The 26,620-nt window shown below is 65.4% G+C and carries 19 protein-coding genes; 11 read left to right on the top strand and 8 right to left on the bottom strand.

Going from position 1 to position 26,620, the window contains the following annotated elements; genetic code table 11:
• Positions 1-2 precede the first annotated feature (2 nt).
• The 5 genes from AC3WOS_RS01805 to AC3WOS_RS01785 are packed head-to-tail and all read left to right on the top strand — an operon-like array spanning position 3 to position 15,448.
• A complete protein-coding gene (locus AC3WOS_RS01805; protein ID WP_492714112.1) occupies positions 3-1,745 on the top strand; it encodes a hypothetical protein in 1,743 nt (580 codons plus the stop codon).
• Positions 1,742-5,197 (top strand): DUF6603 domain-containing protein, encoded by a 3,456-nt coding sequence (locus AC3WOS_RS01800; RefSeq protein WP_492714111.1) that lies wholly within the window; start codon positions 1,742-1,744, stop codon positions 5,195-5,197. The genes AC3WOS_RS01805 and AC3WOS_RS01800 overlap by 4 nt, the downstream gene beginning before the upstream one ends.
• 13 nt (positions 5,198-5,210) lie before the next feature.
• Positions 5,211-8,396, top strand: coding sequence for a hypothetical protein (locus tag AC3WOS_RS01795; protein WP_492714110.1), 3,186 nt, complete (start codon positions 5,211-5,213; stop codon positions 8,394-8,396).
• 12 nt (positions 8,397-8,408) lie between these two features.
• The gene (locus AC3WOS_RS01790) at positions 8,409-13,622 is read left to right on the top strand and encodes a hypothetical protein (protein ID WP_492714109.1); all 5,214 of its coding nucleotides are present in this window, start codon (positions 8,409-8,411) and stop codon (positions 13,620-13,622) included.
• The gene (locus AC3WOS_RS01785) at positions 13,619-15,448 is read left to right on the top strand and encodes a hypothetical protein (RefSeq protein WP_492714108.1); all 1,830 of its coding nucleotides are present in this window, start codon (positions 13,619-13,621) and stop codon (positions 15,446-15,448) included. Before AC3WOS_RS01790 ends, AC3WOS_RS01785 begins: the two co-directional genes overlap by 4 nt.
• Positions 15,449-15,829: 381 nt before the next feature.
• Here AC3WOS_RS01785 and AC3WOS_RS01780 read toward each other — a convergent pair whose 3' ends face one another.
• The 6 genes from AC3WOS_RS01780 to AC3WOS_RS01755 all read right to left on the bottom strand — a co-directional run bounded on the left by AC3WOS_RS01780 (position 15,830) and on the right by AC3WOS_RS01755 (position 19,212).
• Positions 15,830-16,324 (bottom strand): GNAT family N-acetyltransferase, encoded by a 495-nt coding sequence (locus AC3WOS_RS01780; RefSeq protein WP_492714107.1) that lies wholly within the window; start codon positions 16,322-16,324, stop codon positions 15,830-15,832.
• Positions 16,287-16,598, bottom strand: coding sequence for a type II toxin-antitoxin system TacA family antitoxin (locus tag AC3WOS_RS01775; protein ID WP_492714106.1), 312 nt, complete (start codon positions 16,596-16,598; stop codon positions 16,287-16,289). Before AC3WOS_RS01775 ends, AC3WOS_RS01780 begins: the two co-directional genes overlap by 38 nt.
• A 273-nt stretch (positions 16,599-16,871) precedes the next feature.
• Entirely contained in the window at positions 16,872-17,768 is an 897-nt protein-coding gene (locus AC3WOS_RS01770) for a copper resistance D family protein (protein ID WP_492714105.1), read from the bottom strand.
• Positions 17,769-18,137, bottom strand: coding sequence for a copper resistance CopC family protein (locus AC3WOS_RS01765; RefSeq protein ID WP_492714104.1), 369 nt, complete (start codon positions 18,135-18,137; stop codon positions 17,769-17,771).
• A gap of 19 nt (positions 18,138-18,156) precedes the next feature.
• Positions 18,157-18,480, bottom strand: a complete 324-nt coding sequence (locus tag AC3WOS_RS01760; protein WP_492714251.1) for a copper-binding protein — start codon at positions 18,478-18,480, stop codon at positions 18,157-18,159.
• Positions 18,481-18,786: 306 nt separating this feature from the next.
• Entirely contained in the window at positions 18,787-19,212 is a 426-nt protein-coding gene (locus tag AC3WOS_RS01755) for a hypothetical protein (protein ID WP_492714103.1), read from the bottom strand.
• 139 nt (positions 19,213-19,351) lie between these two features.
• Between AC3WOS_RS01755 and AC3WOS_RS01750 the strand changes: the two genes are divergently transcribed.
• Positions 19,352-19,777 carry a YybH family protein gene (locus tag AC3WOS_RS01750; protein ID WP_492714102.1) on the top strand — a complete coding sequence of 142 codons (426 nt, stop codon included), beginning with the start codon at positions 19,352-19,354 and terminating at the stop codon, positions 19,775-19,777.
• A gap of 136 nt (positions 19,778-19,913) precedes the next feature.
• Here the strand turns inward: AC3WOS_RS01750 and AC3WOS_RS01745 are convergent, their stop codons facing one another.
• Together AC3WOS_RS01745 and AC3WOS_RS01740 are read right to left on the bottom strand one after the other, a co-directional pair.
• Positions 19,914-20,324 carry a hypothetical protein gene (locus AC3WOS_RS01745; protein WP_492714101.1) on the bottom strand — a complete coding sequence of 137 codons (411 nt, stop codon included), beginning with the start codon at positions 20,322-20,324 and terminating at the stop codon, positions 19,914-19,916.
• A 91-nt stretch (positions 20,325-20,415) separates the two neighbouring features.
• Complete coding sequence (locus tag AC3WOS_RS01740) at positions 20,416-20,919, bottom strand: hypothetical protein (RefSeq protein ID WP_492714100.1); 504 nt, start codon at positions 20,917-20,919, stop codon at positions 20,416-20,418.
• A gap of 329 nt (positions 20,920-21,248) precedes the next feature.
• Between AC3WOS_RS01740 and AC3WOS_RS01735 the strand changes: the two genes are divergently transcribed.
• From AC3WOS_RS01735 to AC3WOS_RS01715, 5 genes are all read left to right on the top strand, one after another.
• The gene (locus AC3WOS_RS01735) at positions 21,249-21,590 is read left to right on the top strand and encodes an ArsR/SmtB family transcription factor (protein ID WP_492714099.1); all 342 of its coding nucleotides are present in this window, start codon (positions 21,249-21,251) and stop codon (positions 21,588-21,590) included.
• Positions 21,591-21,617: 27 nt separating this feature from the next.
• Positions 21,618-22,094 (top strand): arsenate reductase ArsC, encoded by a 477-nt coding sequence (locus tag AC3WOS_RS01730; protein WP_492714098.1) that lies wholly within the window; start codon positions 21,618-21,620, stop codon positions 22,092-22,094.
• Entirely contained in the window at positions 22,091-22,828 is a 738-nt protein-coding gene (locus AC3WOS_RS01725; RefSeq protein ID WP_492714097.1) for an aquaporin, read from the top strand. The genes AC3WOS_RS01730 and AC3WOS_RS01725 overlap by 4 nt, the downstream gene beginning before the upstream one ends.
• Positions 22,828-23,541, top strand: a complete 714-nt coding sequence (gene arsH, locus AC3WOS_RS01720) for an arsenical resistance protein ArsH (protein ID WP_492714096.1) — start codon at positions 22,828-22,830, stop codon at positions 23,539-23,541. Before AC3WOS_RS01725 ends, arsH begins: the two co-directional genes overlap by 1 nt.
• A gap of 175 nt (positions 23,542-23,716) precedes the next feature.
• Complete coding sequence (locus tag AC3WOS_RS01715) at positions 23,717-26,548, top strand: AMP-binding protein (RefSeq protein ID WP_492714095.1); 2,832 nt, start codon at positions 23,717-23,719, stop codon at positions 26,546-26,548.
• The last annotated feature ends 72 nt before the right edge of the window (positions 26,549-26,620 follow it).

Here is a 26,620-nt window from a genome sequence, read left to right as displayed (position 1 = left end):
CCATGGCTTATACCGGCGGCAAAACCCTGGCCACGCAAACCACCATGTTCGAGGAAATCACCTGGGAGGAAGGCCCGGCCTCGGACTGGGTGCGCGATGCGGACGTCGGCGTCGCCGGCGCGCCGCCCGGCGCGAGCATGGGCTTGCCGGCCACCTCGGAAGAAGCCATCGATGGCCGCACGCCGTACTGGGAGTTCACCTACCGCATCGACAGCACCGAAGGGCTGGTGATCACCAATGCGGTGGCGCGCGGCACCCAGCACTCGACCAGCGGCACGCTCAGTACGGAACGGGTGTTCCAGCGCATCGACTTCACCGACCTGGTGCTCACCTTTGCCGACAACAGCACCGCCACCTTCAACGTGGGCCGCGCGCTGACGGACACCCGCTCCAGTTTCCAGTTCCGCCGCAACGGCGCCCGCCACACCGTCACGCCGAATGACCGCCTGATGCAATACGGCCTGTGCCTGACCCTGTTCGACAATGTGCTGAGCGGCAGCGGCACCTGCGATGTGCGGCTGGAAATGGTGGTGGTATTCCGTGGCGCGATCAACGATTTCGATCCCGGCGGCGTGCCGGTGGCCATGGGCTGCTACCCGCAGCTGGCCTGGACCTGGTCGGCCGAAAACGCCAGCAAACGGGTCGAGCGCTTCCGTGGCAGCGTGCGTCTCACGGTCGACAACGTGATGGCCGGCGAGCACACCGGCCACGGCGGCGGCCACGCGCCGGCCGCCAACATCGCCGGGCTGTACGCCGACAGCAATGCCTCGTTCATGAACCTTGGCAAGATGTTCTCGCTGGACGACGCCATCTTCAACAGCCGGGCGTCGGTCTACGGCCTGACCACCATCGGCGGCCGGCTGATGGGCTTGCCCGCATCGTGGGGCATGGTGTTCGACTACATCAAGGCCAACTTCACCACGGAAAAAGAGGTGGTTGGCGTGTACGGGCCGAACGACGGCAATTTCTACCGCGCCACCACGCTGCGCCGCGCCAATTACGTGTGGCCGGCCGGACCGGTGCTGTTGCAGTACAACGCCTTCGTGGTCATCAAGGTCGACCGCCAGGGTCAGTACGACAATATCCACCTGCACGCTGACATGGGACGACCCGACAAGCAAGGCAACATCCAGATCCATGCGCCGTTCTGCGGCCACAGCTGCGTGCACATGCACTGGCGCTGGTCCGGCATCGCCGGGCGCGGCGGTGGCGACCGCGCCTGGTACTACAACGGCTGGTCCAATCCGGCGGGCGGGGTGCCGGCCGCGCACACCACGCCCGGGGCGCCGCTGATTCCACCCAACCAGCGGCTGCACGTGGCCATTTGCGCGCCGCGCGCGGCCCGTTTCAGTGTCGAGCACATCATCAATCCGGCCGCGCCGGCCGCGCTGCCGGCCCGTAACAAGGTGATCTGGTATTGCTCGGATATCCTGCAACCGGCGGCAGGGCAGAAGCAGGTGATCTGCGAGCATGGCATGGGCTGGGCCTATCGCTATGCGATGCAGAACGAATCGGCGGCGGTGGATGGCATGACCGGCATCACCGCGTTCCGGCCGCTGCTGGTGTCGGCGCCTGCAACCCAGGCCGAGATGTCGGATTTCTTTGAGGAGTACATCTATCCCGGCTTCCGCTACTACAACTCGGCCGGCACCATGATCAACCAGGTTCCCGACGGCACCTACGACCGCACCCACGTCTGGGGCGGCACCACGCCAGCCACGCCCATCAAAGGGGAGGACTTATGAACGACCTGCTGATCGCGGTGCTGCGCGAATTCCTCAATATCGTCGCGCCGTTCCGCACCGCCATTTCCGCTCCGGCCGAAATCGAGGCCTTGCTGGCGCGCTACGGCTGGGACGTGGAGGTGGGCGGCAACCAGCTCAATCCGCTGTCGGCCGCGTTCGCGCTCGATCCGCTGATCCAGCAACTGGCCTCGCGCACCGACCAGCTGATCAGCGGCACCGACCAGCAGCGCCTGCATGCGCTGGTCGACGTGCTGCAATCGATCAAGGACACGGCCGCGCGTTTCTCCTCGCTGCAAGGCGCTTCGGTGGGCAGCGCGCCGTTCAACCAGCCAAGCTTCTGGTCCGAACTGGCCGAAGCCATGCTGGACGATCTGCTGGCGGTGTATCTGGAGCGCCACCAGCCGTTGATCTTCTCCATCCTGCACGCCTTCGGCATCCAGCGCTACGAGCGCGTGACGCCCGCCGGCGCCAACCGCATGCCGTGGACCCGCAGCGTGCTGGATCTTGGCCAACTAGGCAAGCTGTTCACCAATCCGGGTGGCGTGCTGCGCGATTTGTACGGTTGGGGCGATCCCAGCCTCAAGCATGCGCGCCTGCTGGCCACGTTTGAACGCATCGCCCTGGCGATGGGCGGCCAGGCCACCTTGCTGCCGCCGCGCCGCACCCTGGCCGACGGTCAGATCGATCTGGCATTGGCGGCCGGCCAGCACGTCCAGCAGCTGGACTGGATGCTGCTCGATGGCGTGGACAGCGCCACCCAGTCGCGCTGGCGCGTCGGCGTCTCAGTATTGCCGGTGCCGCCCAGCGCCGGCGCCGGTGTGCCGGGCGGCTTGCTGTTCGCACCGGTACTGGACGGCGCCGCCGGCCTGACGCTGCCGGTGGGCCAGGCTGTCACGCTGAAAATCGATGGCGCGTTTGGCGCCGGCGATGCGATCCGGCTGCGCCTGTTCCCCAACGATGTCCATGCGGTGGCCGATGCGGGCGCGGTGGAGCTGGCCGGCAAGCTCAGCGTACGCGGCGCGCCGGACGAGCCGTTCCTGCTGTTCGGCAAGCGCGACAGCACCCGGCTGGAACTGGACGGTTTTCTGGTGGAGGGCGGCTTTGCCGGCACGCTGGCCAATCCGGAGCTGTTCTTCCGCGCCAATACCGGTGCGGAGCAGGGCAAGCTGCGGCTGTTCGTCGGCTTTACCGAGGCGGACGGCTTCATCAAGCAAGTACTGGGCGACGGCTTTAGCGCCGATTTCGGCATGGACTTGCTGTGCTCGTCGCGTTCCGGCGTCAGTATCGCCGGCAGCGGCGGGCTGGAATTCCAGCTGCCGCTGAATATCGACCTCAGCATCTTCAAGCTGGCCACGCTGTACGTCAGCGCGCGCGGTGGCAACAATGGCGTCGAGCTGTCGCTGGGCGCCGGCTGCGCGCTGCATCTGGGGCCGCTGCAGGCGATGGTGGAGAACATCGGCATCAAATTGTCGCTGGTGCCGGCGCCGGCCGGACGCGGCGCCATCGGTCCGTTCGACCTGGCGGTGGCCTTCAAACCGCCGAATGGCATCGGCCTGTCCATCGACGTCGGCGTGGTGCGCGGCGGCGGCTACCTGTTCATCGACGCCGACCGCGGCGAGTATGCCGGCGCGCTGGAGCTGACGTTTGCCGGCTTCCTCAGCCTGAAGGCGATCGGCATCCTCACCACCCGCATGCCGGACGGCTCGGACGGCTTCTCGCTGCTGCTGATTATCAGCGCCGAATTCGGCACCACCGGCATGCAGCTGGGCTATGGTTTCACCTTGCTGGGTGTCGGCGGGCTGGTCGGGCTGAACCGCACCATGCAGCTGGAGGCGCTGGTGTCCGGCGTGCGCACCGGCGCCGTCAACAACATCATGTTCCCGCGCGATATCGTCGCCAACGCGCCGCGCATCATTTCCGACCTGCGCGATTTCTTCCCGCCGGAACTGGGCATCTTCCTGATCGGGCCGATGGCCAAGCTGGGCTGGGGCACGCCGACGCTGGTGTCGCTTTCGCTGGGTGTGATCATTGAAATTCCCGGCAACATCGCCATCCTGGGCGTGCTGCGGCTGGCGCTGCCGGCGGAAATCGCGCCGGTGGTGGTGATCCAGGTCAGCTTCATCGGCGCGCTGGAGTTCGACCGCCAGCGCATCTATTTCTTTGCCACGCTGTACGACTCGCGCGTGTTGTTCATCACCATCGACGGCGACATGGGCCTGCTGGCGGCCTACGGCGAGGATGCCAATTTCGTGCTCAGCGTGGGCGGCTTCCATCCGCGCTACACACCGCCGCCCTTGCCATTCCCGGTGCCGGCGCGGCTGGGCATCACCATCCTCAACGAAAGCTGGGCGCGGGTGCGGGCCGAGGGTTATTTCGCGGTCACCTCCAACACGGCGCAGTTCGGTGCGCGGGTGGAGATTTACTTCGGCTTTGAAGTGCTGAGCGTGGAAAGCACCACCAGCTTCGACGCCTTGCTGCAATTCTCGCCGCTGTATTTCGACGTCGAGATTTATTCCAACTTCTCGGTCAAGGTTTTCGGGCTCGGCGTGTGGGGCCTGTCGATCCGCGTGCGGCTGGAAGGGCCGACGCCATGGCATGCGCGCGGCGAGGCCAGCATATCGCTGCTGTTCTTCGATGTCGACGTCTCGATCGACGTGACCTGGGGCGAGCCGCGCGGCGAACCGCTGCCCGACGTGGATGTGCAGCCGCTGCTGGCGGCCGAGGTCGGCAAGCTGGCCAACTGGCGCGCCTTCAATCCCACCGGGCGCGCCGGGCTGGTCACCATGCGCAGCATCCCGCCGGAAGAGGCGGGCCTGATCCTGCATCCAAGCGGCACTTTGCAGATCGCGCAGAAACTGGTGCCGCTGGACGTCCCGGTCAGTAAGCTGGGCGGCAGCAAGGTGCGCGACGGCAAACGCTTCACGCTCTCGATCGCCGGCAGCGCCCTGCACAAATCGGCCGACGTCAAGGAACGCTTCGCCGCCGCCCAGTTCAACGACCTGTCGGACGCCGACCGCTTCGGCGCCCCGGCCTTCGAGCCGATGAACGGCGGCGTGGAGCTGACGCCGGTGGGCCAGACCTCGTTCTCGTCGACCGCCATCAAGCGTTCCAACCGCTACGAGCTGCTGACCATCGACAGCACCGGGCCCAAACCGCTGCGCAAGCTGCGCGGTCTGCATCTGCTGCTGTCGCAGCGCCTGTTGTCGGGGGCGGCGGTGTCGCGCTCCACGCTGTCGGCCCACCAGCAGCGCGCGCTGACGCCGTTCAAGGAAAAAGTGGTGGCCAAGGGCGAGGGCTATGCCGTGGCCTCGGCCGCCAACAACACCCGCTACGGCGCCGTTGAATTCGGCAGCGAGGCCGAAGCGCGCGCCCATCTGGCTGGCCTCTTGCAGGCCAACCCTGCGCTGCACGGCCAGTTGCAGGTGCTGCCATCGTTCGAGCTCGCCGCATGACGGATATCCAGCCATGACCAATGCTTGCTACAGCTTCCTGCCCTGGTACCGGCGCGGCCTCGGCGGCCTGGTGAGCGGTGTACCGCCCGCCGGCGCCCAGCGTCCGACGGTGCAGGTGATCGTCAATGTCGGCGTCGAGCCAACCGGTGGTGGCGCCGTGCCGGAAATGGCAGTGCCGCAAACCCTGTCGCTGTATGGTCCCGGCGACGTGACCGGCATCGATCCGCACGCCGTCATCCGCTGCGAGCCCGGCAAGGGCATCAGCAATGTCGAACCGAATTACCTGGCCAGCATCGAGTTCTACGATGAAGACCTGCCATGGCGCTACTCGCCGGAGGGACCGACCAACGGCGGCTTGCGGCTGGCGCCCTGGCTGACGCTGGTGGTGCTGGCCGAGGGCGAATGCAAGGATGGCCGCGACTTGCGCGGGCGGCCGCTGCCGTTTGTGGAAGTGGCCGGCTTCGATCCCTTCCCGCCACGCAGCGAGCTGTGGGCATGGGCCCACGTCCATGTCAACGCCTCGCTGTCCGGCACCGATGCGGAGTTCGTTTCGGCCGACATGGCGCAAGTGCTGCCCAGGCTGGACGCCTTGCTGGCCAAGGATGCCGACGCCGCCTATTCGCGGCTGGTCTGTCCGCGCCGGCTGGAGCCCAACACCGGCTACACCGCGCTGCTGATTCCGGCCTACGAAACGGGCCGCCTGGCCGGCCTGGGCCATCCGCCCACGACGGCGCCATCGGCCAGCGCCATCGCCTGGGACAGCTATCCCGGCCGGCTGGAACCGCTGCTGGTGCCGTATTACTACCGCTGGCAATTCCGTACCGCCGAGGTGGGCGATTTCGAAACCCTGGTGCGGCGCCTGAAAGCGCGCGTGGTCGATGCCAAGGTCGGCTACCGCGATATTGATGTGCAGCGGCCCGGCTTGCAGCTGCCGGGGATCGCCAGCGAGGAACTGGGCGGCATCCTCAAGCTGGGCGGCGCCTTGCGCGCGCCCGAGTCGGCACTCAACGCGGCCCAGCTGGCGTTGCGCAAGAAATACGAGGAATGGGATGTGCCGCCGCATGCCTTCCAGGCCGCGTTGGCCGGCCTGGTCAATCTGGGCGACGACTACCTGCTCAAGCCGGCGCCCGAAGCCCACGCCGCCAGCGGCGCCGAACTCGGCACCCGCGCCGAGGACGGCACCGAGGAAGAAGTTTCGCCCGATCCGCTGGTGCTGCCGCCGCTGTACGGCCGCTGGCACGCCGCCGTCGACCGCCTGCTGACACAGGCCGATGGCAGCACCGTGCCGCATCCGCACAACTGGGTGCATCACCTCAACCTGGACCCGCGCCACCGCGCGGCGGCCGCCGCCGGCACCACCGTCATCCAGAAAGGGCAGGAAACCTATATGGACGCGGCCTGGGAGCAGGTCGGCGACGTGCTCAAGGCCAACCGCAAGCTGCGGCACGCGCGCTATGCGATTGAGATTTCAGCGGTGTGGCATGAACGCCGCTTCGGCAGCGCCGCCAAACGGCCCGAGCGCTACCTGCGGCTGACGCGGCCCGTGCACCGGCGCGTGATCAGCGGCGTCGCCAGCGTGCGCGCCCAGCTGGAACGCAGCCGCGTGCGGCCGGCGCTGCTGTCGTACACGGCCAGCCGCCTGCTGCGGCCGGGAGGGCGTCTGCTGCGGCTGGCGTCGATCAAACAAGGGCTGGACCGCGAAGCGCTGCTCAAAGCCGTCAACGACGGCAGCCTGCGCATCGCCAGCATCAAGGCGGCGCCGCGCGGGCTGTACACCACGCTGGTGCTGGTCGAGAAATCGCTGCCGCGCGCCATCGAGCGCCAGCAGGTGCCGGCCGGGCGCGCGGACGCCGCGCTTGCCATGGCGCGGCTGCTGTCCGACCGCAAGGCCTCGGCCCAGGCCTTCGGCAAGATCAAGCTGGACCAGATCAGCATCATGGAACCGGGCCAGCGCGATCCGGGACGCGGCAAGAATCCGGAAAAGGAAACCCACGACCTGGGACTGGCCGCCAACGCCTGGTTCGACCTGGTCGGCGCCAGCTACGCGGCCGCCGAGCGCACCGAGTTGCAAGCCATCGATATCGAAGGCATGGGCAAGGACTTGCACCGCGCCCTCGATCCGCGCATCGCGCTGCGCAACCGTACCCTGCGCGGGCTGGACATTCCGCAACGGGTGCTGGATGCCATGCCGGAAGAGTTCGACGAAATCTGGGCCCATCCGGTGATCGATACGCCGATGTACCAGCCGCTGCAAAAAGAATCGACCGAGTTTCTGATGCCGGGCCTGCATCTGGTGGAGCCGGACAGCATTACCGCCGTCACCACCAACCAGGCCTTCATCGAAGCGTATATGGTCGGCCTGAACCACGAGTTCGCGCGCGAGCTGCTGTGGCGAGAATATCCGACCGACCAGCGCGGCTCGGTGTTCCGCCAGTTCTGGGACGTGCGCGGGCAGGTGGCGCCGCCCGGCGCCGATCCCGACGTGTTCCGCGACAGCCTGCGCGACATTCCCAAGATCCATCAATGGCCGCGCGCCTCCACGCTGGGCGAGCACGACAACCGCGAAGCGCCGGGCGGGCAGAAGGAAAATGTGGTGTTGCTGATCCGCGGCGAGCTGCTGAAAAAATGTCCCAACGTGGTGCTCTACGCGCAACGCGCCAAGTGGGGGCTGAACGGCAGCAGCCAGCCCGATGTGACGCTCGAACGCGAACTGGTCGAGGTTCCGGAAGCCCAGATGGACCACCCGCCGCACGATCTGCTGCGCTTCCCGCTGTTTGAAGCCAAGGTCGAACCCGACGTGTATTTCTTCGGCTTCGACCTCGACGAAGCCGAGGCCAAAGGCCGCGTCTCCGGGGCGCCGACCGCCGACAACGCTGGCTGGTTCTTCGTGCTGAAGGAACGGCCGGGCGAGCCGCGCTTCGGCTTCGACACCAGCCGCAGCGGCGGGCCGCAAACCGTCAACGACATCATCTGGAGCGATCTGATTCCGTCCGGCTCGACCCGCCAGTTCATCGATCCCGCCGTGCCGGCGCCGGTACTGGCGCCTTTGGGCGGGGCCGACCACGAAAAAGACTTGCAACGCGCCGACGATGCGATCGTGCTGACCGCGCAGGTATCGGCCGCACGCTGGGCCTATCTGTTGTACCAGGCGCCGATGATGGTGGCCATCCACGCGGCCGAACTGCTCAAGCGAACCTGACAAGGAGAAGCCATGCCAGATCCCCATGCCGATCCACGCGAAGCGGTGCGCCTGTTGCCGGACCGCGATCCGCTGCTGCTGTTGCCGCTGCGTCTGGAAACCCGCTTCGTCCAAGGGCGGCAAGGCAAGGAGCTGCTGGTGCGCGTGTATCCGGACAGCTGCCTGGTCGACAGCCACGACGAGCGCCTGAGCGAGGCCGAACTGGCATCGGCCAAGCGCTACTGGGCCGAACGCTGGTGCGCGGCCGGGCAGCGCACCGCCCATCTGGCCGCGTGGCGCGAACTGGTCAACAGCCATGGCGCCGGCCGCGCGCGCCACATCCTGCAAGCCTGGCAACCGCTCAATCCGGCCGACGAGCCGGTGGTGGCCGGCGATGCCATCGTGCTGGTCATTCCGGTGGCGGCCTTGCCGCCCAAGGCGCACGAAGTGGCCGGCTACTGGACAGCCGTGTGGCTGGCCGATGGCGCGCCAGCCGGCGTGCAGGCGGCCTACGACCAGCTGGTGGCCGCGCTGGGCGAGGACCAGGCGGCGCAGGCCATTGCCACCTATGTGCCATGGCGCTTCACCGAACGCGGTTCCGCCGGCGGCACGCGCACGCTGGCCGGCATCGCCTGGCTGCAACTGCCGCCCGATCCGGAAACACGGCCATCCTCGTGGAGCGGTTCGGCAGTGGCCGATCCCATGCCAGGGCGCTTTGTGCTGGTGCTGTCGCGCGGCGCGGTGCGGCGCGAAGTGCTGGGCAATGAGGTGCGCCAGCCGCTGTATGTCAGCTTCGATCCGTCCGGCCTGCTGGGCGGCAGTCCGCCAGCCGCCGATGGCGCCAGCCTCAAGTTCCCGGACGAGACCCTGTGGTTGGCCGATTTCGAGGTGGCGCTCAAGTTCGGCATGGGCTTCCGCGTGCCGCTGGCGGCGGACGAGGAAGAGGGCTTCGACCGCCTGTACGTGGTGGGGGTGGTGATCGAGCCCGAAGCCAAGCGTGGCCGGGCGCGGCTGGAAAACTTCCTGACCCACCGCCTGCACTCGCGCGCCGACGTTGAACTGGTGCCGCTGGGCACGCCCACCAACAACACCGAGGAAGAGGGCGCCGGCTTCACCGGCCGCCCCGACCCGGAGCGTCTATTCGATACGCTGATGGGCCCCGGCCTGTTCCAGCCGGCCAGCGATCCGCTCGACAAGCGCGACGGCCAGCGCCTGGCCGAGGCGCTTGGCATCGATCCGGCGCTGATGACGCGCGTGTTCAATGCCGACGGCAGGGACCAGGCCATCGCCCACGCCATGCGCACCGCGCTGTGGCCCGGCACCATCGGCTATCTCCTGTCGGCGCTGCTGGAGCCGGCGCTGTCGCGCACCACGATTGCCAACACACGGCGCCACTTTATCGACGAGGTGTGTGGCGGCGGCCGGTTGCCGTCGATACGCATCGGGCGCCAGCCTTACGGCATCCTGCCGGTGACGGCCTTCGACCGCATCGCCTGGCTCAAGCCACGCTCGCGCTGGGGCGCGCGCGAACCGTTGCTGGCGAAACTGCTGCCGTTGCTGCAAACCATGCGCGCGCGCTGGCGCGATTACGCGAACAGCGTCAAGCAAGCCGGCGGCGATGGCGACGCAGGGGCGCAGTTGCTGGACGTGCTGGGCCTGAATCCGGTATCGGCGGAATTTCACTTCCGCTACGCGCAGGGCGACAAGCACCTGCTCAACCTGTTCCGGCTGGTGAGCACCCAATGGGCCGACCTGCCCGAACCCAAGGTGGTGGAAAAACAGGTGATGGATTACCTGGCCGGTCTAGGCGTGGTGCCGGCCGAAGTGCCGCAGATCGCGCGCCTGCTGCTGCATCACCTGCAAGGCGTGCTGGATGGCGGCACGGTGGCGTCCGAGCCGCTGCAAGCCGGCTACCAGAGCGAGCATCAGGCCTACATCGGCTGGCTGATCGAGGCCGCCCACAAATCGGTCAGCGCGCTGCGCTTGCAGCAGGGCTCGCCGGGCGGGCAGATTCCGCATACGCTGCTTTACATCCTGCTGCGCCACGCGCTGCTGCTTGCCTACAGCGATGCTGCCGTGGCCAGCAAGCTGGCGACCCTGACGCCAGAGGACAAGCCAGAAGTCTGGACCCGCGCCTTGCAGCGCGAGGAGGGACTGCCGCACATTCAGGTCAAGCCCGGTCCGATTCAGGAAAGCCGCTGGGGCCTGCTGTTCGGCCAGTTGCCGGCACAGAGTATCACCATGGCCGATTATCTGACCGCCAATATCGGCAAGATCAAGGAAACCGCCGCGCTGGCGGAGCAGCTGCGAGCGCTGAAGCTGCTCACGCAATCGAGCCGCATGCAGGCCGACCGCGCCTTGCGCCACCATCTGGATACCTGTTCGCACCGACTGGACGCGTGGCTGCTGTCCATCCCCAACGCCCAGCTGGCGCGGATGGAACGTTCCGGCATTTATCTGGGCGCCTACGGCTGGCTGGAAAACATCCGTCCCAAGCACGCCGTGCTCAAGCCGGCCGACATCGACGACGCCGACCAGAAGCGCCTCGATCCGGAACAGCAGCTGCCGCCGCTGATGACGGACTCCAGCAATGGCGGCCTGATACACGCGCCGTCGATGGACCAGGCGGTCACCGGCGCCATCCTGCGCAGCGCCTACCTGACCGCGCACAACGACGACGAGCGCAGCGCGCTGGGCGTTAACCTGTCGTCCGAACGGGTGCGCAACGCCCTGGCCCTGATCGACGGCATGCGCAGCGGCCAGAGCCTGAACGCCTTGCTCGGCTATCGCATGGAGCGCGGCCTGCACGAGCGCTACGCCGAAGCGGAAACCGACGCCTACATCCTCGACCTGCGCCAGGCCTTCCCGCTGGTGGCGGGCAATCTCAGCGAGACCGCGCCGGCGGCCGGCGAGGAAGGGCTGGTGGCCACCCGCAATGTGCTGGACGGCGTGCGGCTGGTGGCCCACATGCGCCGCACCGGCCAGCGCGACTATCCGTTCGGGCTGGCCTTGCCCGGCGCCTCGGCCACGCAGATCAAGGTCATCAGCGAGGAAGCGCAACGGCTGGAGAACCTCAGCGACGCCGTCAGCGATCTCATCATGGCAGAGTCGGTGTATCAATCCGTGCAGGGTAATTTCGACCGCGCCTCGGCCGCGTTGGACGCTTACGCCAAAGGCGAGCTGCCGCCGGTGCCGGACGTGGTGCAGACACCCAGCACCGGCATCGCCCTGACCAGCCGGGTGGCGGTGCACCTGCACAGCAGGCTGACGGCGGCGGACGGCGCCTCGCCGCGGGCTCAGGCCGAGCCGGAACTGAACGCCTGGCTGACCACCATCGTGCCGCCGCTGGACCGCATCGGCTGCCGCATTGCCTGGGACGATCCGGTCAGCGCCCAACATGAAGACCATCCGCTCACGCTGGCGGCGCTGGGCCTGGCGCCGATCGACCTGGCCTACCTGTGGCAATCGGCCCAGCCCGACGCGCCGTTCGCCGCCATCGCCAGCCTGGCGGCCGAATATGTGTGGAGCCAGCATGCGGCGGCGTTCCGCGCCGACGCCACGCTGTCGCTTTCCTTCGCCACGCCGCCCGCCGCCGATACCCTGAGTCTGGTGGAGGCGGGCGCCTTGCTGCATCATGTGGCGGCCGTCGTCAAGCAAGCGCGGCCTTTGCGCCCGACCGATCTGGTGCCGGACCAGGCCGCCACGCTGGACATGACGCGCTGCGTGGACGGCGACGTCACAGCGCTGAGCGCACCGCTGGCCCAGCTGGGCGCGCTGCGCGCGCAAGCCCAGACGCTCTCGGTCGTCTGCAATACCGCACTGGCCGATCCGGCGCCGCGCAATGGCGGCGCGCTGGCCGCGCTGGATGACCTGCTCGCCCAAGCCGTGGCGCTGTACGTGCAGGCAGGGCGCTTCGGCATCGAGCACAGCAGCCCGGACCGCTTGCGCGACATGCAGCGCCGCCTGCTGGCCACCGTGCAAGGCGAGACCGCCAGGCTGCGCGACGACTGGTTCCAGCGCCTCGTCCGCTGCGACAGCGCGCTGGCCCGGCTGGCCGGCGCCAGTGCGGATCAGCGCGCCGCCATTCTCAGCGCGGCCGATCTGGAACTGCCGGCCACTGTGCCGGCCGCCGGCGTCGACAGTGCCGCCCTCGAAACCGCCATCCGCGCACGGCGCGACGCCTTCGCTGTGCTCGCCGCCAACCTGGACGCGCTGACCAAGGTGCGCAGCAGCGGCATTGCCGCCGCCGTGGCCGGGCTGGAGGCGGCGCTGGCCCAGCCCGACTTCCGCACCGAACTGGTCGGCACCGACACCTTGCGCAACGAAATCGCCGCCGGCGTGGCGGAGCTGGCGAGCGGCGCGTTGGCGTTGGCGGGCGTGGCGGCGGCGCGCGAACAGGCCGTCAACAAGGAACTGGCCAAGCTGGCGGCCACCGCCGATGCGGCGAAGTACGCCGACCTGGCCACGGCCGCCGCGCAGGCCCTGTTTGGCGAGGGTTTCCTGCACCTGCCACGCTTCCAGTTGGCGGCGCCGGTGCTCGACGCCTTCAATAAAGCGCTGGCCGACGCCCAAAGCGGCGTGACACTGAACTACCTCACGCAGCAGGCCAAGATCCCGTTCCCGGTCGACGAATGGTTGCACGGCGTCGCGCGCGTGCGGCCGCCGGTGCAATCGCTGGAAGGCGCCATGCTGTATGGCGAAGCGCTGGGCGTGGCGGAACTCAGGCTGCTGCCCCTGCAACTGCCCTACAAGGAAAACGACAGCTGGCTGGGACTGGAATTCTCCGACACCTACGACATCGACGGCGCGCGCCTGCTGCATACGCTGCACCTGGCGGCGCCTCCCGACGCCAACGGCCATTTCAAGGGCCTGGTGCTGGATGAATGGACCGAGGTGATACCGGGCGCGCGCCGCACCGAACACACCGCCAATGCCGACCTGCACAGCGCCAATACCGGCATCGCCTTCCACTTCGACCGTCCAAACGCGGAAGCGCCGCAATCGTTCCTGCTGGTGACGCCGGCAACATGGGACGGCGCCTGGCATTGGGAAGACATCGTCGGCGCCCTCGATTCGACCTGGGAACTGATGCGCATCCGCGCGGTGGAGCCGGAGCACCTCACCGACCCGGCCCTGGGCCAGATGCTGCCGGCCACCTACATGGCGGCGGCCTCGCGCGACATCACCATTTCCGCCGTGCTGGCGGCAAATATCCAGGTTGCCAAATACATGAAGGTAGCGCCATGAACGACCGCTTCGTCATTCCCAAGCTCGAAAGCGAGCTCACGCTGCGCGAGTTTCCCACCATGGTGGGCTGGAACCGGCTGGAGGGCCGGCCGCGCACCGACGATCTGAAGGATGCGCTGCGCGCCGAAGTGCACGATGCCCTCTTCATGTGCACGCGCCAGTGGCAAATGGGCGAATACAAGGGCGACGATGCGGGCTCGCCGATCGCCGTGGCTTCGCTGGCGTCGGCCGCGCCGCTCACGCGCTACCAGTGCGGGCAGGCGGCGCCGGCCGATCTGCAAGGCGGCATGCCGCTGGAAGCGCGGGTGGAAGCGCGGCCGATTCCGTTCGAAGCGGCGGGGAGGGCGGTGGCGCTCGACTTGCGCCTGCAAATCGGTCGCTACTGGCTCAAGCTGGCGGCCGGGGCGGGCGACTTCGCGGCCGATTACATCCGGCTGTATCCTGTCGATGCACGCGATCCCGCCGACCCGCGCGACGCCACCGCCTGCGCCCATGCCGACGTGGTGCAAAGCTTTGCCGCCGCGGCCGGGCGCGCCATGGACGGCTGGAAGCTGCTGCGCCATCTGGATGGCGCTGGCGCCAGGGCATCGGACGGCATCAACGTGGCGCAGGCCGACAAGGACCAGCTCGACGCCCTGGCCGAGGTGCTGCTGACGTGGTACGCGCGCCAGTACGTGGCATCGGCCACGCCGGAGGAGGATGCCTGGTCGCCGGAGCAGCTGGAGTATCGTTTCAGTTGGTCGGGCACGGCGCAGGCGGGCGAAAAAGTGCTGGCCGCCGACGGCTACGCCAGCGGCCATCTGGACTGGTACAGCAGCGACATCGACCGCGACGCCGCCAGCCTGGGCGCACCGGCCGACGTGACGCAACTGTCCAGCGCCGGCGTGCCGGTGCCGATCCAGTTTCCCGGCATGCCCAACACGCGCTGGTGGGCGTTTGAGGACGGCCGCGTCAACCTCGGCTCGCTGGACGTGTCGACCACCGACCTGGGCCGCATGGCCTATCTGGAATTTGCGCTGCTGTTTGCCAACGACTGGTATATGCTGCCCCTGACACTGCCCAGCGGCAGCCTGGCGCAGGTGCGCGGCATCGCCGTCACCACCGTGTTCAACGAGCGCTACTGGGTGCGTCCGACCGGCAGCGGTATCGATGACGACTGGCAGCGCTGGACCCTGTTCACCAACAGCATCCGCGGCAACGAGCGCGAAATCGCCGACACTGGGCTGTTGCTAGCGCCGGTCAGCCCCAAGATCCAGCAGGGCGCGCCGCTGGACGAAGTCCTGCTGACGCGCGACGAAATGGCCAATCTGGTGTGGGGCATAGAACGCAACGTGGCGCTGCCGGATGGCCGGGTGCGGCCAGGCGCCGAGGTGGCGCGCGAACTGCGGCGCTATTTCGAGCAACTGGCCGGCGCCGTGCCGCCGGCACCGGTGACGCCGGCGGCGCGCTTGCGCTATCAGGTCATGTCATCGGTGGCCGAGCACTGGATACCGTTCCTGTCGGCGCGCAGGAAGGATTCCAACCGCGAGACGCTGCTGCAACGCGGTTCCATGCTGCGCCATATCGAAGGCGACGCGGGCAAGCCGCGTCGCATCACGCCACGCACGCCGACCCTGCGCGAAGGACTGGACCAGCAAGAGCCATACTTCATTAACGAGGAAACCGTGCCGCGCGCCGGCGTCGTGGTCAAGCGGGCGTTCCGGCGCGCGCGCGGCTACTTCGGCAAGACCTATGTGTGGCTGGGCATGCAGAAGCAAAGCGGGCGCGGCGAAGGACAAAGCGGTCTGGCGTACGATCAACTGCTGCCGCAGGAGTACCAGCGCTAAATATCGAGATACTGTTGCAGTAGATTTCTAATCCACGCAACACTACAACAAGTACTAGGCTTTCGCATAATTTATATTATGTAAAATCGCATTAATAATCGCCGCGCTCTTCAACGGGCAATTTCGGTATGGTTTACGTCCGGTGAAGTAAAAGTGCCCGATTAGCTGAAGTAAAAGTGACAATCCCCGTAGACTATGAAGTAAATCTGCCCGCATCTGCCTCACCGTCCGGTCTCCCAACCGACTGGCCGCCCGTTATCTTCGCCAGATTAAAGACATTCATCCAGATGGCGGCTATGGGCTTGCCGGCCATCAGCGCCGCCTGCTCCACGGCCTATAAATGCAAACGGCGCCCCTAATGAGCGCCGTGAGTATTTCACATTATCCAGGGATGTGCATGATCGGTATCACGAGAATCTGAGGATCAGATGGGAATGGTGTGAAGCCATATTTCTGGTAGAAACTCGATGCTTCGCCGTCCTTGGCGTCAACGAACAGCGCAAAGCCCCCTACTTCGTCTGCTACAGCTTTGGCTTTAGCCATCGCTGCCATCAACAATGTTGCTCCGTGCCCTTTGCCTTTTTGCGTCTCTGAAATCGCCAGGCGCGCTAAGGTAAAGCCGGGTATCGTGTTTGGCAGTCTCTTTACCAAACTTGGCAGCATGTCGCCCTTGGGCGTCATTGGACGAATTGCCATCGTGAAAAACCCTATGACGAGCGTAGGGTCTTCATCGTCCGTCAACACGTAGGTCTTGGAGATGTTTTTGCTTTGGTGCTGCCTTGCCGTCGCTTGCAGGTAGATATCAAGCTCGGGTTTACCACAGGAGAACCGATTTACTTCATGCGCTGCTTCCAGCGCGGATATTGAGTGTGCCATTTTCTACCTTGGTTTTATACTGCGCGAACGCCTTCGCTAGCGCCGGGTTTGGCGATGGCGGGGAGTCGAGCAAATTTATCAGCATGGCAGCATCCTCACGGGTGTAGCGGATCGTGTGTTCTCGTTCGATTACCCTATCCGCTTCTTTTATTGCAGCTTGAACCAAAAATTGATTCAACGTGGCACCCATTAAATCTGCTGCCTCTTGGAGTTTCTCTGCTATTGGGGTAGAAACTCTGGCCGTAATACGGCCTCTTTCTTCCGTCGCATTCATGTTGTAAGCCTTCCGGTTCTTGCTAGCAAACGTCTACTAGTCGGAACAAATTTGAATTCATGTATTAGATTAAGTTTGAGTTTTGAGATTAAGTTTGAGTTTTTATTAAGTTTGAGATTTAGGATTAAGTTTGAGATTTGAGTTTAAGTTTGCTCTCTTGAGCAAGAACATAGTAGCACACTGGTGCCACTTTGTCACCTCATGGTGCCACTTTGTCGCCAGCAAACTCTGGCCGCTCCTCGCCATGGGTGGAAAAAATGGGCAAATCTGTGCCTAAACGGCGCTCGGAGGTTGCTGGCCCGTCAAAAGCGCCGCTGCCACCAGCGCCCCCACCAGCAAGATCGTTTCGATCCGCAATACATTTCGCACGATCCGGACACCGGACAGCGACCGCGCGGCGGCCGGCAGTCCGACAAATTTGTTGTAGCCTCCCAGCCCAATCGCGCCGACAACCAGCGCGACTTTCCCCATCAACGTCCAGCCGTATTGCGTGTGCATGAGATTGTCGCCAGAACCTACGCGATGCCAGCCGCTGTAGATGCCGGTAACGATGATCGCGATCACGGCTGCCATCGCCGCGCCAGACATCGCATCGAGATAGCGGCCGATACTCGCCAATGTCAATCCCCGCACGTTCGCGCCATCCAGCACAAACCAACCCGACACGAGCACAGCTCCAGTCCATACGCCGATCGCGATGAAGTGCACTGCCTCCGCTGCCATCGCCATGGTCAAGTAGCCGCCCTCCCCGGCGTGCCCCATCGAAGCCCTTACGAGCGCGAACAAGAGGAGCAGCAATGCGGCCAACAGTTCACTACCGCCTTCGCCGATGCCGGCGATGCGCACCACCGCCATGGCCAGCATTGCTATAAGCAAAACACAGCTGGCGTGGCCGTGGTCGGTGGTGAGCAACATCATCCACACCATATTGCCCGCCTCACTGAGCGCAACGCCTGCCATGATTGCTGTGGCCGCCCACATGGCGCCGATGGCCGCGAGCGCCGACAATCCCGCCGCTACCCCGTCGAACCTGCGCAAGCCCGTCGCGACGTCTTCACTGGCGCCGGCCGCGCGCAACCAGCGCCGCGCCAGGAACGAACCCAGCAGCCAGGTAAAGCCGAGATTGAGCAGCAGCGTCGATCCGGTCTGCAACAGCAGGACTGTCTCCATTTATTTCACCGAGAACTTGTATTCGCCGGTGCGACGGTGGCCGTCGTGACCTGCCACCGCCCACTTGACGGTATAGGCCCCGGTGGCGAGCGCCGGCACGTCCAGGTGCAAGATCGCCGGATTACCCGCGTCCACCCTGGCCTTGCCAACATTGACAGGCTTGCCGTCATTGGTGCTCAGCGTGATGCTGCTGAAGGCTGCCTCGACCTTTTCGTTGAAGGTCAACGCGATCTCTTTCGGTGCGGCGCCCAGGGTGGCGCCGGCCTGCGGATCTGAGGACTTGAGACTGGCGTGCGCGGACGCGTATGGGCTGGTCAAGGCTGCGCTTGCCAATAAAGCGGCCGCGATTAACGTTTGAAATGCTTTCATGTCTAGTCTCCCTGGCAGATCAGTTAGCGGTCTGGATGGACGTCACGGTCAGCGCGCCACCCACGAGTTCTGCGACGAAGCGTACCTTGTCACCTTGCTTGACCTGGTCCAGCATCGCCGGCTCCTTGGCGCGAAATACCATGGTCATGGCGCCCATGCCGAGGTTTTTCAATTCGCCATGCTTGATCGTCAGCTTTCCGACATCTTTGTCGACTTTCCTGATTTCTCCTTCGCTCATCGCATCTTTCGAGGCGACGGCCTGCTGTGCCTGGGCAAGTGGCGCCACGGCGGCCGAGGACAGGCCGAGCAATGCGGCCAGGAGGATGGGGTTCAGCTTATTCATGGTGATACCTTTCAGTAAATATTCATGGCCATGGGGGCCGTTGGGCTTGCGTACAGTCATTTCGACACCAGGCTGGTTCAATGCGGGCGTAGCTCCCCGGCCCGCGCTGGTCGAGCGCACCGGCTCGGTGGCGACGAATTCGATGGCGCACATCTGGCCCACGCCGATGTCGGTGGTCACTTCCGGCCAGCGCGACGCCGGCGGCGTCCAGCCGCCATCGTCCCGGTGACGAAAAATTCGTGTGGAAGGTGCGGCCGTTACAGTATTTGAACGACGCTATCGGCCGTCAGGGGCTGTGCCAGCAGCTCAGGATTGACGCCGCGGCGGGCGTTCGAGCGTGGCGGGAATGTATGCGGTCATCGCCGGCTCGGCGACGTGGCTGACAATGGCGAAAAAGGCTACAGAGACACACAATGTGGTCACGGCGGGCGGCGCTGTGGCGCCGACGCAGCAACTGGCGCAGTGACTGCATTTATCATGCTGGCCGCCCTGCTTCGCGCCTCCCTGGGCGCAATGCGTTTCGTGATGCGCGCAGGCCACATCTGCGATTGCATGCGTCTGCTGCCCCATGACACCCTGGGTATTCATTCCGTTCGCGCTGCACGACATGATGGTGACGGCCTCTCCCTGCAACGGGAGGGCCGCTATCAACAGGCACAGCATGTAGTGAATGAAAGTTCGCATGTGGGGCAAATGGTACTGCAGCAGTTCAAATAATGACAAGCGTTGCAAGGATACACCTTCCCACGACGGTAAGGTCAAGCGCTTTTGGTGCCTCCGAAAATTTTGTTGTCCGCCCTTGCCACCACGGCGGTAACCGGATTACATTGCGTTCCTGTCATTATATTTCCTCAATTTTCCGGAGTCTCGCATGCGTCTGACCGCGTTTATCGCCCTATCCGTCACCTGCCTGCCGTTATTTGCAGCGACACCGACCGAAACAGTTGCGGCGTTTCATACAGCACTCGCGGCCGGCAATGCCGAGCGCGTAACTGAGCTGATGAGCCCCGAGATTCAGATCTATGAATCCGGCTACGTCGAGCGCTCCCGCGATGAATACGCTGGCCACCACCTGGCCGCCGACATCGCGTTTGCCAAGGCTACCTCCGTCAAGGTCATCAGGCAAGATGAGCGGACTGGGGGCAATTTGGCGATCGTCTTGCAGGAGACCGAAACCACCGGCAAATACCAGGGTAAGAACGTCCGGCTATTGGGAACGGAGACGGCGCTGCTGGAAAAACAGGGCGAGCAATGGGTTATCACGCATATTCACTGGTCGTCGCGCAAGCCCAAATAAGCGATTTGCGTAGCCCGGCACGTACCGGGGATCATCACTGCGGTAGCGAAGACACCGATAGCCGCGCTGCCCGATCTTTCCGACGTCCAAGTCATCGTCTACACGGAATACCCGGGCCAGGCCCCCACAGAAATTCTTACAGGCCCTTCGCCTTGTTGATATCATCAGCAAGATGCTTCAGCCGCATTACCTTATAGATCGCCTCGTGATCCTGCGTCCCGTTTCTTGATTCAAGCTTCTCTACCAATAGTTCCACGACATCGATGATCGTTCCGAGCTGACTTCCGTAGCCGGCAACCTCAGTAATGATCTTCTCCTCAACTACGGCGCTTCCCTTGATTTGCTGAGTGAAGTTCATCAAGGAGAACGTCCAGGGATTGATGCTCTGGGACAGATAAGTCGGTGCAAGTTGCAGCAGGCTTTGGTAGGCGTCGAAGCCAAACATGCTGCGGTAGTTGGCGGCGATTGCCGCCTGATGTCGCGATATCAAATTCCAGTTCTCCCAGAATGAGACTGGAGACTCTGCGGTCACTGAAGCGGTTGTCATTGTTTCGTCTCCCACGATAGCATCTCAAGACCTTGCAGTCGGCGTGGCGGCCAGGAGGTTTTGTAGGCCCAACTTTAGGTTAGAACGGTCCTCAAAAGAACGCCCCGCTATTTGACGCGCTCAGCAGGAATTCCGAAATATAGGTCCCATCCTTAATTTTGGAAATCTCTTCCACATCGGACGCAAACGTGGATCCCACGTACGGCCGCACGAGCCCGCGCAGGCTCTCCCAGCTCATATTCCTGGCTTGCATGTCTTCCTGGGCCACCACGATCCCGCGCAGCGCCAAATTGGTGAGCGGCACCCTGGCACCGAAAACGGCCGGATAGCCGCCGTAGTTGCCCATCACCCCTTGCGGGTCCTTGAATACCAGTACGCCGCGGATGTCGCCCTTGGCGGCGCCTATCCTCGAGACTGATTCGGCAAGATTGTTCACCCGCCATTCGACAAACAGCGTATGCAATTGGTTGTCTTGCAAACCCAAATCCGCCGCGCTGGCGCCCGTCTTTTGCATCTCTTTGGTGGAACCCAGCAACACGCCGGACCTGAGTATCGCGTGTGTGGCGCTGGTCGAATGGATGTAGATACCGCTCATAGGATCACCTTTCGCTGGAGTTGGATGTCTCTGGACTAAATCGGTGGGCACGTGCGAACTGGCGGCCGCCAGTCAATATAGTGCAATGATGGCCAGCAGAAATACTCACTCTGTAACAACGATACTGAATCGATGGGCATCCGAGCGCGTGTAGAGGCAAATCAATGACGCTGTCCATTGACGGCCCGATCCGTACCCCGAACCGGGCGGGTCGCGCCCCCTGGTCGCAGCCAACGGCCAAAAAATCCCTATGTCATCGCCACGTCACGACATTTCGATAATCTTCGAAATGTCGTATCATTGCACCACTTCGATAACCACCGCCCAGCATGGATACCAAACAAGTCATCACCGCCCTGGCTGCCCTGGCGCAGGAATCGCGCCTGGGCGCCTTTCGCCTGCTGGTGCAAGCCGGGCCGGCCGGATTGGCAGCCAGCAAGATCGCCGAGCAGCTCGATATCGCCCCGTCGTCGCTGTCGTTCCACCTGAAGGAACTCACGCACGCCGGATTGATCACTGCCCGGCAGGATGGCCGCTACATCATCTACAGCGCCAACTTCGACACCATGGGCGGCGTGCTCTCTTTTCTTACCGATAACTGCTGCGGCGGCGCGCCATGCGCCGTGCCGTCCGCCTGCCCGCCTGCGCCTTCCGGCAAGGGCTGCGCCTGAACTCCACCATCCCACAAGGAATCTGATATGAACGTATTGATGCTCTGTACCGGCAATTCGTGCCGTTCCATCCTGGCCGAAGCCACCTTCAACCACCTGGCGCCGGCCGGTTGGCACGCCATCAGTGCCGGCAGCAAGCCGGCCGGCTACGTGCATCCGCGCTCGCTCGCCCTGCTGCAACGAGAAGGCATCGCCACCGATGGCTATTACAGCAAATCATGGGAAGCCTTGCCGGTCACGCCCGATATCGTCATTGCTGTGTGCGGCAATGCCGCCGGTGAAACCTGTCCGGCCTACCTGGGCCCGGTGCTGCGCGCCCACTGGGGTGTGGAAGACCCGGCTCACGCCACCGGCACCGACGCGGAAATCGATGCGGCGTTCATGGCGGCCTACCGCACCTTGCGCCACCGCATTGAGGCGTTCCTGGCGCTGCCGCTGACGGAACTGCAGGCCGACCGCGCCCGCATGAAGGCTGAACTGGACCGTATTGGAGCCCTGGCATGACGCTCGCCCGACGCATCGTGGCCGAAGGCCTGGGCACGGCGCTGCTGCTGGCGGTGGTTGTCGGGTCCGGCATCATGGCTGAACGGCTGGCCGGTGGCAATGTGGCCATCGCGCTGCTGGCCAACGCGCTGGCGACCGGCGCCGGGCTGGTGGCCTTGATCCTGATGTTCGGCGCCATCTCGGGCGCCCATTTCAACCCCGTCGTGACCTTGTCGGAGGCATGGCAGCGCAAGCTGTGCGTGCGCGACGTGCTGCCCTATATCCTGGCGCAGCTGGCCGGCGCGTTTGCCGGCGTGGCGGCGGCGCACGGCATGTTCGGCGAGCCGCTGTTCTTCGCGTCCCAGCATGTGCGCACCGGACCGGCCCAGTGGTGGAGCGAATGCGTGGCGACCTTTGGCCTGGTTGCCGTCATCATCGGCTGTACACGCAGCCGCCCTGCCGTCACGCCGTTCGCGGTGGCGGCCTACATCACGTCGGCTTACTGGTTCACGTCCTCCACCTCATTCGCCAATCCGGCCGTGACGCTGGCACGGGCCGCGACCGACACTTTCGCCGGCATCCGCCCTGTCGATGCGCCTGGTTTTATCCTGGCCCAGCTGGCCGGCGCCGCCATGGCGACCGTGCTGTTCTGCTGGCTCTATCCGGCGGCACCAGCCGAAGCGACTGCCGCCACCGTCCCATCTGGCGAGCGGGCGACCGCCGGCTCCGCCGTACCTGACAAAGCGAGCGCGTGATGACGATAGCCGATCTGCCCAACATCAACGTCGAGCTGCTGGACTTGCCCGACCTGGACAAGCTGGCCCAACAAGGCGACCTGTCCCATCCGCCCCGCATCCTGCTGCTGTACGGTTCGCTGCGCGAGCGCTCGTTCAGCCGCTTCCTGACGTACGAAGCGGCGCGCATCCTCACGCACTTCGGCGCCGAGGTCAGGATTTTCGATCCGATGGAATTGCCGATGGTCGGCAGCGTGCCCGAGACCCATCCCAAGGTGCTCGAGTTGCGCGAGCTGTGCCTGTGGTCCGAGGGCCAGGTCTGGTGCAGTCCCGAGCGGCATGGAGCCGTGACGGCAGTCATGAAGAACCAGATCGACTGGATTCCGCTGGAACAGGGCGCGCTGCGTCCCAGCCAGGGCCGCACCCTGGCCGTGATGCAGGTGTGCGGCGGTTCGCAGTCGTTCAACGTGGTCAATACCTTGCGCCTGCTGGGGCGCTGGATGCGGATGTTCACCATTCCCAACCAGTCGTCGGTGCCGATGGCGTACAAGGAATTCGACGACAACGGGCGCATGCGGCCCTCCGCCTATTACGACCGCGTGGTGGATGTGATGGAAGAGCTGTTCAAGATGACCTTGCTGCTGCGGGGCCGCACCGGCTACCTGACCGATCGCTACAGCGAGCGCAACGAGCGCCAGATGAAAATGATCGACCAGCTGGTCAAGAAGATATAACCGTGAGCCGCCCTGCCCTGACGCGCGTATGATCCAGGCTATGCCAGCATCAATAGCGGTTTTTCCTGTTCCATGCCGGTGCCCGTGACCGCTCGTCCCATCTGCCGCGCGGTCCACACGGCGCCGCAATGAGGGGCGGCCCTCCTGGCACACTTCCAACGGTGGAGGCGTAGCTATGGGTATCGATAGCGGGACGACATCGGGCAAGAACGCGCCGGCGCAACCGGTGGGCGCCGATGCGGCGGCCCGCCTGCTTGCGCTGATCGGGGAATTTGCGGCCGAGGTCCATCCGCAACAAGCCAGCCAGCCCACGCTCCACAGTTCATTCGAGCGCGAGCTGGGCTTCGACAGCCTGGCGCGAGTCGAACTGATGCAGCGGGTCGGCAAGGCATTCGGCGTGGAACTGCCGCCCGAAGCGTTGTCGGAGGCAGACAACGCCGCGGACTTGCTCTCCCTGCTGGGCCAAGCCGCCGGCGTCACCGTCGAGGCCCCGGCCGCCATCGACCTGGCGGCTGCCCGTTCGGCCTCCTTGCCAGACCAGGCCCAGACCTTGCTGGAGGTGCTCGAATGGCAAGCGGCCCACCAGCCCGACCAGGTGCATATCGTGCTGCACGACGACCGGCATGGCGAGCATCCCTTGCGTTATCGCGACTTGCTGGAGGCAGCGCGCAAGGTCGCGGCCGGCCTGGCTGGCCATGGGCTGCTGCCGCGCCAGACGGTGGCCCTGATGCTGCCGACCGGGACGGACTACCTGGCCAGCTTCTTCGGCGTGATGCTGGCCGGCGGCATTCCCGTTCCCATCTACCCGCCGGCCCGCATGACGCAGCTGGAAGACCACCTCACGCGCCATGCCCGCATCCTGGCGAACGCGCAAGCCACCTTCATCATCACCGTCGCGCAAGCCAAGCCGCTGGCGCGGATACTGCAGGCGCGCGTGTCCAGCCTGCAAGCCATCCTGCTGCCGGCAGAACTGCGCCAGGCGGCGGCGCCGATCGCATACCGCCCCCAGGCCAACGACATCGCCTTCCTGCAATATACGTCCGGCAGCACGGGCGATCCCAAGGGCGTCATGCTGAGCCACGCCAACCTGCTGGCCAACATCCGCGCCCTGGGCCAGGCTTGCCAGGTTACGCCGCAGGACGTATTCGTATCGTGGCTGCCCCTGTATCACGACATGGGTTTGATCGGCGCCTGGTTCGGCACCTTGTACCATGGCATACCGCTGGTGCTGATGTCGCCGCAGGCTTTCCTGGCCAGGCCGGCCTTATGGCTGCAGACGATCTCGCGCCACCGGGGCACCATCTCGGCGGCGCCCAACTTCGCCTACGAACTGTGCCTGCGCCATGTGGGCGCTGCCGCGTTGCAGGAGCTCGACCTGTCCTCATGGCGGCTCGCGCTCAACGGCGCGGAACCAGTCACTGCCGCCACGGTCGCCGGCTTCACGCGCCATTTTGCCGCGGCCGGACTGGCGCCGCAAACCATGACACCGGTCTATGGCCTGGCCGAATCGTCGGTCGGCCTGGCCTTTCCGCCGCTGGGCCGGGGGCCGCGCATGGAGGCGGTCGGGCGCGAGGAATTTGTCCACGATGGTCTATGTGTGCCGGCAACGGCGCCGGATGGCGACGCGTTCACATTGGTATCGAGCGGCAAGCCTTTGCCGGGCCACCAGATCCGCATCGTCGACGCCACCGGCTGCGAGCTGCCCGAGCGTCATGTGGGGCGGCTGGAATTTCGCGGGCCATCTGCTACGGCCGGCTATTTCCGCAATCCGCAGGCGACAGCCAGGCTGCTGCGCGCTGGCTGGCTCGACTCCGGCGACTATGCCTGCATGATGGAGGGCGAAGTATTCATCACCGGCCGGATCAAGGACCTCATCAAGCGGGGCGGCCGCAACATCTACCCATACGACCTGGAGCAATCCATCGGCGAGGTGCCCGGCATCCGCCGCGGCTGCGTGGCCGTGTTCGCCAGCGCCGACCCGGCGACGGGCAGCGAGCGGCTGGTCGTCATGGCCGAAACGGGCAGCCAGGACCCGGCCGCCCGCGCCGCGCTGCAGGCGGCGCTCAACAAGGTGGCGGTGGACGTGATCGGGATGCCGGCCGATGAGATCGTACTGGCCAGTCCGCATACCGTGCTCAAGACCTCCAGCGGCAAGATCCGCCGCCTTGCCTGCCGCCAGCGCTACGAGGAAGGTACAGGCGCCAGCGCGGCGGCCACCAGCCATCCGATGGCCCAGTTGCAGGCGCAGGCCGTCCGCGCGCGCGTCACGCTGGCCCTGCGCCTGGCCGGTGTGTGGGCCTATGGCGCCTACGCCTGGTGCGTGCTGGCCGGGCTGGCCGGCACGGCCGGCGTGCTGATTGCCCTGCTGCAGCGTCCTGCCCTGGGCCGGCGCATCGCCTGCGCAGCGGCACGTTGCCTGTTCCGGCTGACGGGTCTGCCCATGTCCAGCCAAGGCCTGGACACCCTGCCGCGCCAGCCTCATGTGCTGCTGCTCAATCATGCCAGCTACCTGGATACGCTCCTGCTCTCGGCCTTGTTGCCGCCCGTGCCCGGCTATGTCTTCGCCGCCAAACAGGAATTGCGCCGTTATGGCCCGGTCCGGGCCTTGTTGACGGGCCTGGGCGCCATCTTCGTGGAGCGGGCCGACGTGCGCCGTTCCAGTGCCGACGTCGAAGCCATGTCGGCGGTGCTGGCCCGCGGCGATAACCTGCTGGTCTTTCCGGAGGGGACGCTGGGGCGGGAGCCGGGTTTGCGGGCGTTTCATCTTGGCGCCTTCCTGGCGGCGGCCCGTGCCGATTGTCCGCTGGTGGCGGCCGGCCTGCGCGGCACGCGCGCAGTGTTGCGCGACGGTAGCTGGCTGCCACGGCGCGGCCCGGTCGCGCTGGAAATCGGCCCCCTGTTCCGGTCGACCGGGACGACATGGCGCGACGCCAGCCAACTTGCCACCGCCGCGCGATCGGCCGTGCTTGCCCTGTGCGGCGAATTCGACGCCCAAGCCACCCCATAGACCACCGCCAGCGAGCGCAGCGGACGCCCGCGGTGGATGGCTATTTTTCACTATCCGGCAGCAGCTGAAGCC

The organism is Rugamonas sp. FW305-51, assembly GCF_058786935.1.
The sequence above is the reverse complement of the archived record's forward strand: the minus strand, read 5'-3'. Positions and strand labels throughout refer to the sequence as shown.